Origin of the sequence: Mesorhizobium sp. M0870 (genome assembly GCF_040319775.1) — a bacterium.
GTDB lineage: Bacteria > Pseudomonadota > Alphaproteobacteria > Rhizobiales > Rhizobiaceae > Mesorhizobium.
In genome coordinates, this window is sequence record NZ_JAMYOI010000061.1 from 1 (window position 1) to 9,806 (window position 9,806).

At 59.3% G+C, this 9,806-nt stretch carries 2 protein-coding genes and 3 pseudogenes; 2 read left to right on the forward strand and 3 right to left on the reverse strand.

The genetic code is table 11. From position 1 onward, the window contains the following. Positions 1 to 821: 821 nt before the first annotated feature. The 3 genes and pseudogenes from NKH97_RS32835 to NKH97_RS32845 all read right to left on the reverse strand — a co-directional run. A complete protein-coding gene (locus tag NKH97_RS32835) occupies positions 822 to 3,356 on the reverse strand; it encodes a two-component system VirA-like sensor kinase (RefSeq protein WP_352799878.1) in 2,535 nt (844 codons plus the stop codon). A gap of 641 nt (positions 3,357 to 3,997) precedes the next feature. Then, positions 3,998 to 4,375, reverse strand: a pseudogene (locus NKH97_RS32840) (type IV secretory system conjugative DNA transfer family protein); the annotation flags it as partial. Positions 4,376 to 4,642: 267 nt separating this feature from the next. After that, positions 4,643 to 5,001: pseudogene (locus tag NKH97_RS32845) on the reverse strand (DDE-type integrase/transposase/recombinase); the annotation flags it as partial. 507 nt (positions 5,002 to 5,508) lie between these two features. Here NKH97_RS32845 and NKH97_RS33410 point away from each other — a divergent pair. Together NKH97_RS33410 and NKH97_RS32855 are read left to right on the forward strand one after the other, a co-directional pair. Beyond that, positions 5,509 to 6,043: pseudogene (locus NKH97_RS33410) on the forward strand (aldehyde dehydrogenase family protein); the annotation flags it as partial. 658 nt (positions 6,044 to 6,701) lie between these two features. Then, positions 6,702 to 9,806: Ulp1 family isopeptidase (locus NKH97_RS32855; RefSeq protein ID WP_352799880.1), on the forward strand; the 3,105-nt coding region annotated here is incomplete at its 3' end.

Sequence of the window (9,806 nt, forward strand, 5' to 3'; positions counted from 1 at the left end):
CGCGGGAATCGGTGACGTTGAACATCACCAGCCTGCCATGACCGCCCTCTCTCAGCGAATTTGCAGAACTCTCAGCACACTACCTCGGCATAGGCGTTGGTGAACTGGACCGAACGACGAGAACAGCCTATCCAGTGTGTTGTCGGCAGTTAGTTCGAAAGTCCTGCTACACCCGATCCGATGCCTCTCAACGCCGAGGCCGCACCTCCGTGCCGAAGCCGGCCTTCCCAATGGTGGGTCGAGCCGTCGCTTACCCCGTGCTTGCCTCACAGATCCGCGACCGAGAACCCAGCCTCATGCTCCCGCCCTGCCGGGGCCTAGGTCAATCTAGCATGAAAGGAACACGTCGGAACCTTGGATATCGCTTGCCCGGCCGGGCGGCGATAGCCTTGTCGGGGCAGCGAGGAGCCGTAGCCGATGATGAACGCACAGGAGAAGTCTGGCGTGAATGGGGCGATGATTGTCAAGCTTTGCTCTCGAGTCATTTCGTCAACCATCTTGCGTGACCGATTGGCGACCATCTCCTCGTCCCGACCTTATATTACCCGTTGCCTGTCGCCGCCAGCGCGCAGTGACTTGTCAAGGATGGAGGCCCGCAGACCCCATCGCGCGGCGACTTGTCCTTGACGGTCACGAGCACGGCGGCAGGTTTGCCGTGGTCGGGGAGCCCTTCCTTGGGCGGAGCCGACGACAGTGTTCGAGGGGAACTCGCCATGAGCCGGGTGCGCAGAGATCGTCCGACGCTCTTGTATTTGCTGGATCCCAGCCGGCTCCGCCTCCGACTGCCTCGGTAGCTCGGCATCCTGAGCGCGTCGGCGGCATCATGCCATTATCATCCTACGAATTGCATGCTCCATCGTCCTGGACGAGACCGGTTTGGCTAGCCAAAGGACGAAGGTCTGATTACCAGATGTGATCGGCATGGGGTCGCTTCCACCAACGACGATGATGGGCACCGTCATCAGGGTGGTACGTACGGCTTCGGGCTGTCCTGGCCCGAGGAAAGTCGCTTTATCGAAAATTAGGAGGTCGGCTGCCTTCCCGCTCTCGATCCAGTCGCAAAGACTCTCGAAGGTCGCGAAGCCGACCGGCTTATAACCCAGCGCGGCGATCTTATCCTTGTAGATCTCCAACGCTGCTGGATCGGCGTCAACGACTGCAATGATTTCTCCGTTGCCAAGTGATCCATCGCATGGGCCGAAAGCGCTATCAGCTCTGACCTGCTCCTCAGCGCAGGCCGGTAAGTAGAGATCGAAGCGTGTACCTCGGCCAACAGCCGAGGTGACGTCAAGGCATCCTGCGAGCGCGCTCACATGGCGGTCCACTGCAGCAAGACCCAGTCCGGTCCCGCCGACGCGAGAGCGCGTGGTAAAAAAGGGCTCAAAGATATGCGGAAGCACCGAACTTGCGATTCCTTGGCCATCGTCGCTGATGGAGAGGAGAACGTAATCTCCCGGTTTCAAGGTGCCCTTAGCCACGGGCTTCGTTTGACAGACGTGAGCGCGAGAAACGCTAATCTCGACACGGCCCTCATTCAAGAGAGCCTCCGACGCGTTCTTGCATAGATTCATAAGGATCTGCTGTATCTCGGTCGGGCTGCCCTCGATCACCGTTTGCGACTCGTTGATCTTGAAGTTCAACTGAACATCCGCACGAAGTGTAACCCGCAGCAATGGCGCGAGATCCATTACACTCTCCGAGACGTCGAAAGGCATCGTCACGCGCTTCCGATTTCGGCTTAGTGACAAAATTTGATCAATAATCAGTTTGGCTCGGTTGCTGGCCAAGATAATTTGGCCGATGTGGCCCCGAATTCTCGAGGGGCGACGCACAAGACCTTTAGCCATCTCTGCGTAGCCGACTATTGCTCCTAGAACATTATTGAATTCATGTGTAACGCCGCTTGCGATTGTGCCGACAGCCGTCAGCCTTTCCGCATGCTCCCATCGACTCTCAAAAAGGTTACGTTCCGTGTGTACACGTTGCATTTCAAGATGGTTGCCTAAACGCACAGTAGCGCTCGCCAGAACCAGGAGGTCGTCTGTGGATGGTGGTGAGCGATCTCCTTCAAAAACAAGGATACAAACCGCAGCCTGCTGGTCGGAGGCCCTGCAACCAACAATTTGACAAACACCGGTAGTGCCTACGGCAGTCCGAACCACTTCCGACGCCGGAACGACGCGAAACACTGGCTGTTCCGGGTGTACAAGTGAGACGACTTCATGGATTAGCGTGGCGTTCCAGACGCGCATGCGCTTGTTCGCGACAAAGTACTCGGTATTCCTGCTGATACTCGGATCCACCAGAGCAAGCGCGCATTGATCGGCATCGAAAACGCATTGAATGAGTCTAAGCGCTGCTTCGGTGGAGAAGCGCCGCGAAGCCTTCGTTGCTTGACTGTCGATGAAACAAGCTTCGATCTCACTCATCGCCGCTTCAAGCTCTAACCGCCTTTCCAACCGGTTCGTCCGCACATGCAGCGTGGAGGCTCGAATGGTCGCAAACAAGCAGAGGCATATGGACACCAAGCCAAAGAAAAGTCGTGTACGCTGCGCTTGCGCGCTGGCGAAGCTGTAGGCTTTCAGATGTTCTCGCTCCAATTCGGCAGCCTTGGCGAACGTGTCGAAGGATGGGATCCGATTGACAGCGCGGTCCAACCTCAACATTGAGGACAGGATAGCGCGGCCCTCGCGGGCAACATCCTCCGTGACTTGGTCCTGGCTAGGAGGAAGTCGGCGGAGAGACTGATCGATTTGTAATGCGAGGCTGAATCCCGGTCTGGCCGAAAATTGAAGGATCAGATTGGAAAATTCAGGCCTGTTCGACACTCCCCCCCGAAGGCGATTAGCCGAGCGAGCAAAGCGTACGAGAGAGCTTTGCAGAAGCTCATTTTGCGCGGCCGAGGCCGAGATGGCAGCTTCTGTGTTTTCGAGGGAATTTTTGAGCTGTGCAACCAACCTGGAGTGCACCCCGGAGCTCTCATTGCGCGAAATCTCAACAAGGCGTTGGTAGTTTTGAAGGTTCCTTTTTAATGCTTGCCCGGTAGAAGCAACGGAACGGAAGTCCAATACCATGTCGGCGCGGGCGACGTCTCGCTGGAGCAATGCGTAGTTGATCTGAATCGTCCGCAGTTCGCTTAGGACCGCCTCGTTGATCTGGGGGTCTCGCCACTGTATCGCGACCAAGAGCGCAACCGAGGCCACTAGGGCCATTACAGAAGCTTTGTCGGTACTGAGCCATTTTTCCCAAACGAACGGCGTTTGATCCGCGGTGCGTGCCTTGCGAAGGTCCGATTTGAATTCTAGCTCCCCATCGCGTCGGTGTGCGGCCGGATGCTGCTGGAACAGGAAAGCCAAGTGTACCTCTCCCCTCAAATAGGCGGTGTAGACGCCGTCGCACTCTGCCCCCATGGCCCGCTGACCTTCCATTGATTCGCGGGCGTTTCGACCCCGACGGCGAGGCGGCAGCACAAGGCGGGCAACTGATCGCAGTTTTCGGAACTGGTCTTCCGAGAGATCATCGAAGGGGCATACAAGCGCACGCCTGCAGCAGCCGAGGATGATACCGGCCGGTCAAACGCAACTGGCGAGGGCCGGATCTGCTGTTGGCTGGCAGCTAACATTGGCGGGGCGGCGGCCTCGACTCCGACGTGCCTAGAGCCGGCTGCTGCCAAAGCGTCCGACACGCTTCCCTTGGGGTCATCCCGTCCAGCGGGCATCCTTGGATCGCTGAAAAAAGACGAGGCGGCTTGATGATCCTGCCCTCGCTGAAGCACCTCGCGGAACCCCTTTTCCAGTCGCAGAAGCTCCTCTGGACCGGTAGGCGGCTCGTCAGCTCGACCATCGAACAGCGGCCGGAGCGCCTCGGACACGTGCTGCTCAAAGCCCACTCGCCGGGCCTGGACCGCTTGCCCGTCTTCCAAGCCGGCGTCCTGCACCTGCGACAAAGCTGTTACAGGGGATGGATTACTATTTCGCGGGTTCATACTAGCCTCACATCAAACTGTATCGTCAAAGTCCTGCGCCAATTCACACAGCGGGTCATCGAGTTGAGATTCTGCGGAGAGCGCCTCCTCTGCTCCCGTCAAGGGCGCCGGCTCCGGGAGGGCGCCTGTCTGGCTTTCAAAGATGCGTTTCAGAATGCGATCCGAAAAATATCGCACCTTCCTCAATTTTAATGGTGGCAGACCTTTGATGAGAACAATCTCGTAGTCGTCATCGAGCAGCCGAACCTGTTCGGGACGCAATAGCGGTGCACCTTGATGTGAATTCTGAATGTTCCAATCGAACGTTCGCGCCTGGCTGTAGGAAATCGATTGGGCTTGAAATGTGAATCCACCGATAGCTTTGGAAATGTAGTTCGGAGTCTCGTCATCTACCTCGATGTTCCTAGAAGCGCGCCGGCAGCCCGGGCGGGGGGCTTGGGGTTAGACTGCCAGCGCACGCCACTCATAAAGAGCGGCCTCTTTTCGCGGTTCGGACACCCATAGTCAACCCGGCAACGTCTGGATGCCCGCTGTGCTTTTTGCAGAGCGGCGATGCCGGGCATATCGGCCGATCCTGTCTAGGATGGTGTGGCCATTCTCGTCGGCCGAGTTGATGCTCCAGCCAGTATCGCCTTGCCGACCAGCATGAGTTCGCCGTTAGCAATCCATTGTTGCGGGCGTTCCAGTCACGGCCTTCCATTCGGCGATGGCTTGCAAGCGATGAACATGTATGGCGAGAGCAGAACGTTTGGGGCGGGGGACGAAGAGGTTGCGGAGGGCTGACAAGGTCGAGACGAAGCGTTGCAGGCCTCCCGGCGATCGGACCCCTGCATCATCCGCTCCCGTTTTCGCGGCGGCACATGGGAATTCTCCGCTCTGTTGTTCAACCCCTTGTGCGACCGGTGCTCGACGTCCGGCATCATCTGTCGCTTTGCCGCTCCATACGAGCGAAGCTAGTCGGTGATCATGCGCTTCGGCGCGAGCCCCTGCTTCTTCCACAGCCGCGTCAGCAAGCGCAACCTCTCGCAGGGTGCGCTCTCAGAGTTCGTTCCTGCGCAGCGGCCTTGTTATCTCGATACTGGATAAGCGTCTACGAACCTACGCGCCGCATAACGAGCTTTGTTGCGCTGGTCGGTTGCGAAGGGTGGCTCTATGCATCGCAGTGGCGGACGCGAAATCCTCACCATCCTTCTGCATCGCGCTATTTGGCTTGCCGAACACCCAATTTCGCCGGCACGCTGCCGCTGAATACGATGATCATCTCGCATTCTTGCTATGGAGACTGTCGTCCTTCCTGGGCACGCGGCTGACGGCGACGAAAGCGGGTTTATTCATGCAACACCCCTTTTTGGCAGGCAAGCTGGTGGACTTCGGGATGTCGGGGGCGAATATAGCGAAGACTCCCGCCGCTCGCTGATGCATTCTGGACGCAACCGCATCGAGCCGATGTGTTCGAGACGCTTCGCGGCTGCAGTCGCCGAACGATGGCGTGGTTATGCGACCTGTTCGGCATGGCTACCCCCGTCCAGTCAGGCGTTCACGAAGGTGTTTGTCGAGAGTTCGTGGAGAAAGTCCGCCACTTATCGTTGGCGAGGGCTTTGCTCCGGAGTGGCGATCGGTGCGCTGATCGACAGGCAGGCTCTGGCCAAAATCGAATCCCATGCCGTCGCGAAAGGCCGCAGAATCGATGCGGGGGCAAACGCATCGCGCGAATGGCACGTCGAACTATCGGTCCTGTCTCCAGCGAGATGACCATCGCGCAAGAAAGAGACATTCGGGCGGCTGGCGCCTGTGATTGCTTCGACGATGCGGATAGGTCGTGCATGAGGCCAACGACACGATCTACGGCCTTCCCCCACATTTGTGCCTCAAACGGAAGCGTGTTTGGCGTGTCGCCGAGGCCTTGGAATATGGCATAGTGGTATGAACACGGGACGCATGTCGTCGGAAGCCGCGCCTTTCGGCCGAGTGAAGCAGTCCGGCATCGGGCGGGAGGGTTCCCGCCATTGCCTCGAGGACTACCTCGAAATGAAATACCTCTGCACGGGCGGCATCTGAAGCATGGGCTTGCAGGGCTCGCAGACCGGTAAACCAGCGAGCCATCTCCAAATATGTGAATTGTGGATTGCTCCTCGACGGGAGCTGAGGGGCGGCTCCGCAAGCCTTACGACGCTCTTTGCGAGCCGTAGCTGCCGAGCTGGCAAAAGGCCGGGCTACGTCGCGCCAGCGCAATCGGCGCGCAGAAAATTAGGCCTACCCGCTCCGGGACCGCGGACCTCGTCAGCTTCTCGTAAGTATGCCCGAGTAGGTTGCTCAGCTGATCTGTGGACGTGAGGCTAACGTGAACCGGCACAAATTTGACCTATCCAATGTAACAGGTTGGCGGCAGGTGCAGCCCCCGGCATCTCAAGAGCAAGCGGCACAGGCCGGGCAAGAGGGCTTTGAGCAGCGCTCGGGCGAGGCGCGCCAAGCCGCTGCCCAAATTCCCGCCCCCGGCGTTCCGGCTCTGCCAGACCCGTTCCATCCTCATCCGTCTCAGGGAGACCTGAGCCTCATCGAAGGCGCGGCCCCATGGGAAGCGCAGCCCATGATGCAAGGGAGCGGACAAGAACACGCCGCGGCGCCGTACGCCGGAGGCAGTGGGTCGATGCTAGGTGCCTCGGTGCTGCAGCCGGGTCACTCAACGGCGCGCCATCATCATGCGCCGGATTCGTCAGTGGGTGATCTGAATCCTTCCGCACCGTTCGAGTTGCGTGACCATGCTCGTTCCCCCGTGCCGGCGGCGGTGCAGCCAGATCCTCCAGTAGTGGTCTCCGACGGTCGCGGCTGCAAGCGTCCTCTTTATTCCAACGATGCGACCGTTGTCGAAGGGCTGAGGTCACTCTACGCGGGTAAGGCCAAGGAGGAAACGGTCAAGCGCCATGTAAATTCTCTTTACGGCTTTGGTCGTTGGCTCTTTAAAAATAACAAGCCGGGATTTGCTGCTCGGCTTCACGAGGAGTCGCTGGATGAAGATCTCAAGGAGTACGAGAGCAGTGGTGGCTCCTCGACTGTGGCTGTGGCACTGCGTCGTCTCAGAGAGTCGGCGGGCGGAGTGCCAATGGTGGGCCGCGCTGTCCTGAATCCCGACCCTGCCGACGCCGTGCTCATCAAAGAGTACAAAGCGGCTCTCATCAAAGAGTACAAGGGAGCGCCTGCGACCGGGCCGAATCGCCAAACCATTCACGACTATGGAGCTACTCTTAGACGTTTCAGTGAATACCTGGTTGAAAACAACAAGCCGGGGATTGCGGCTCGGCTTCACGAGGAGTCGCTGGATGAAGATGCCAAGCGCTATAAGGCCTCCAGTGGTGACCGGAGGATCATTGCACTAGCTCAACTCCGGAAGTTCCTGCCGTCCGCCGCACTCGGGCGCGAAATTGCCCTTGCTGCTCGTCCGGAAGACGCACTCGGCATGGAGGCTCGTGCCATTGGGGACGCCGCTGCGCAGCACAGCGGGCCGCAGAAGGCATTGGGTCGGCCAGAGAAGCTCCCTGGGGAAGCTAATGAAGACGCCGCTGTTCTGCCATCGTCTTTCGTACCAACTGGGCACCATCACCAAGCCTCGGATCCCGCAGAGTCCTTTCGTCCCCTGATCTGGCGCGACGGCGACCAGCGCGCGCCGGACGAGCGGATCGCTGCACAGGACAGGAGCAACCTGCTACCAAGCGAGGAGGTGCCACTGAGGCCACCGGAATTCGCTCCTCCCAGCTTGCGGGCGGGGAATTCCGCCTCGCCAGAGCTCTTTCCTGAGGGGATGTCCCCCGCGGTCGAAGGGTTTTTTGGTGTTTTCGGCGACCCCAGCGGGCGGGTGCTCGGCGCATTGCAATTGCTAGGCGACGAACATATCCACAGGGATTACCAGCTCCTGGAGCAGGAGTTGCAGGGGAACAATCCAGAACTCGCCGCCCGGACGCGGTTCGTGGATCCCCTCGTAGCCAATTATCATCTGCGCTTGGGCTCCGAGAGCGACAAGCTAAGCGCATTCCAGCGCATCGTCCATAATCAGAACGGTAACGACACAGCCGACTTCCTGTTCGTGCCAGTGAGCGATGGCGGTAAGACTCTTGCGGAGCGCGGCAAACATTGGTCGCTGCTGTTCGTTGATCGCAGCGACCGGGAACGGCCGGTTGCCTATCATTATGACTCCGTCAGCGGATGGCATGACAAGCTTGCAAAACACCTCGCAGAAAGGCTGGGCGCCAGCCTGGAGACCCGCGTGGACTTACCCCGCATCGCCCAGCAGAGCAACGAGTGGGATTGCGGAGTCTACGTGGTGGACGGCACGCGGGCGCTGGTTGGGCGATTGCAAAGATGGCAGCCAGACCTGCCAGACCTGAACCTCAACAACCTCGTCGTCAATCGGCAGGCACTACAAACCCGACTCATGGGTGACGATACATCTGGAACGGCAAATTATCTCACGAACTTTGAACTCATGGACCGACAGGCGCGAGACGCGGTTAAGGAAAGCCCCGTTGGGACGTTTCACCAGCGGATCAAGCGGCTCGGCCAGTCAGCGCGAGCGTTGCACGACAGAGCCCTGGCTCCAGTCGCGCCGGACCAAGACAACCCAGACTCGGTGTTCGTACGGGACGTTGTTCCCGGGGAAACACGCCATCATCATGCGCCGGATTCGTCAGTGGTTGATCTGAATCCCCCCGCACCGTTCGAGTTGCGTGACCATGCTCGTTCTATGCCGGCGGCGGTGCAGCCAGATCCTCCAGTAGTGGTCTCCGGTCGCGACAAGCGTCCTCTTTATTCCAACGATGCGACCGTTGTCGAAGGGCTGCGGTCAGCACTCTATGCCGGTAAGGTCGGGGAGCGCACGGTCACGGACCATGTAAATTCTCTTCTCGGCTTTGGTCGTTGGCTCTTTGATAATAACAAGCCGGGATTTGCTGCTCGGCTTGACGATCCGTTGCTGGATCAGGATCTCAAGGAGTACCAGCGCGAGAGTGGCTCCTCGAACGTGGCTAGAGCACTGGGTCGTCTCAAAGAGTCGGCGGGCGGAGCGCCAATGGTGGGCCGCGCTGCCCTGAATCCCGACCCTGCCGACGCCGTGCTCATCAAAGAGTACAAAGCGGCTCTCATCAAAGAGTACAAGGGAGCGCCTGCGACCGGGCCGAATCCCAAAACCACTCAGGACTATGCGGCTACTCTTAGACGTTTCAGTCAATACCTGCATGAAAACAACAGGCCGGGGATTGCGGCTCGGCTTTACGAGGGGTCGCTGGATGAAGATGCCAGGCGTTATTTGGACTCCAGTGGTAACCGGTGGATCAGTGCACTAGCTCATCTCCGGAAGTTCCCGCCGTACGCCGCACTCGGGCGCGAAATTGCCCTTGCTGCTCGTCCGGAAGACGCAGTCGGCATGGAGGCTCGTGCCATTGGGGACGCCGCTGCGCAGCACAGCGGGCCGCAGAAGGCATTGGGTCGGCCAGAGAAGCTCCCTGGGAAAGCTAAGCAGCTGAGCGAGATCGGCAATTCAGGCGCTCGCGTGCTGATGCAGGCCCCCACCCATCAAGTGGGTGCATTGCCATGGGAGGCGCAGTCCATGATGCTGGGGGACGAGCACCTGGCACCGCATACCGGAGGCAGTGGGTCGATGCTGGGTGCCTCGGTGCTGCAGCCGGGTCACTCAAGGGCGCGCCATCATGATGCGCCGGATTCGTCAGTGGTTGATCTGAATCCCCTCGCACCGTTCGAGTTGCGTGACCATGCTCGTTCTGTGCCGGCGGCGCCTGCCGGGCCAGCGTTCGCCAGGGCTGAGGAGACGCCC